We start from the raw sequence: 1,602 nt of genomic DNA on the forward strand, positions 1-1,602 counted from the left end.
CACTCCGACTCTCCCATCACCAACCCGGAAGTCATTGCGGCAGCCAACACCAAGGTTAAACTACCGAATCAATCATATTCATTCTTATCCAGAACGTTAAAGATGAGACGACCCTGCCGATGGCGCGTCTGATGCGGAAGCATCAGACGTGACAGCGGTAGGGGTTGTCTCTGGCGCCTTGTTAGGCTGCTTTTTCATTTCTGTTTAATCTGCAGATGAGGTGCGTAACTCCAAATAGGAGGCATCCAAATAAAACGCCAAGCGCTGGGTTAATAATATAGGCTAACGGATTCGGATAATCTATCATCGTTCCGTTCGGTGCATCCCATAGGACGGTGGCGACAGGAAACCCGACACCATGAAATCGTTCGGTCGATCCCCACGGGATAAACGAGCCCACAATTCCGGCGAGCCCTCCTAGTGAAACGAAAACCGACAATTTCATATTACTGCCTAACGTCCGAGGATAGCCACCCCGACCAGAGGCGTGGGCCCTGCCGGCCGGAGCGTAGCGGAGGCAAGCACGGAACATGCCGCCGGGAGAGGGTTGGCTACTCCGACTTGTTCGGTATCTTGTTCTTCGGAGGACGCACCACGACCCACTGCCTCGGCTCCGGCTCTCCCGGTCCCCGCGGCACGATACGACGGCGAGGTAACAAATCTTCAGGCCCCAAACGCTCTCTCCCGAGGGCGGTATTCAGAGCCGCACACTGCTCCTCGGTAAGCACCTTGGTCAGAAGAAGTTCATCCTTCGTCTCTACCAATTCGAATCCCTCGAGTATTAGCAGCGACTCAATTACCTTCCGTAGCTTCTCCTTTGGGATTGGACCCGGCAAAACAAGGGATGTCTGCAGCTTGAGTTCGTCCTCACTCGGAACGACGACCGTCTTGTTCGCTATCTTTGCAACGAACTCGAGGAGTGTACTAAAGTCAGTACGTGGGAATATGAAGTCCGACACGATTTTAGGGACTTCTTGGTCACCCCGAATCGGTGCTGCTACAACAATGGCCCATATTGCGATTAGGATTGTTTTCATGATTCTTACCGAACGTAATAGCTGTGGCAGCGGCGGAAAGGAAGCCCGGATTCAAAGAAGGGCGTTGTCGCCGCTTGCCACCAGCGACTTGGTCGGTTCTCTTTTGGTTCGTTAGTTCCATCGGCAATGGCTACATCTAAAGTCCGGCCAGGCAGGCTAGGAAGCGTCCATCTCCGACCCGTTCACTGAGATCTAAGACAGGTGACTCGACTGACTCATATTCGAAATCTAGCGCTACGATCTGATCCCCTGCAATCTCGATCTGGCATATCCATTTACCATTCGGATACACTCGTTCTGCGCGGTGTAATACATGTTTAATCCCGCTGAACATCTTACAAGTCGCCTCATGGGTTTGTCCTGCCGATGATTGCGGCATGGCTGACAAAAAAGTGGAAATCCGGTTCGAGACGCAGGCGGACACGAAGGGGGCGAAGGATGCATAAAAGACGCTGGATCAGGTCAAGGATGCGGCTCATCCTCAAAGATTGGGGACATGAGGCACGGATGCCATCATGTCCCCGATGTTTGTTAACCTAAATTTAGGCCTGAAGGGTTACGACCC

1 protein-coding gene is annotated in these 1,602 nt (G+C 52.7%); it reads right to left on the bottom strand.

Translation table 11 applies throughout. The features are described from left to right. Positions 1–551 precede the first annotated feature (551 nt). The gene (locus JIN85_RS20360; RefSeq protein ID WP_200274309.1) at positions 552–1,037 is read right to left on the bottom strand and encodes a hypothetical protein; all 486 of its coding nucleotides are present in this window, start codon (positions 1,035–1,037) and stop codon (positions 552–554) included. Positions 1,038–1,602 lie beyond the last annotated feature (565 nt).

It is taken from the genome of Luteolibacter pohnpeiensis, assembly GCF_016595435.1.
In the GTDB taxonomy this organism is placed as follows: domain Bacteria; phylum Verrucomicrobiota; class Verrucomicrobiia; order Verrucomicrobiales; family Akkermansiaceae; genus Luteolibacter; species Luteolibacter pohnpeiensis.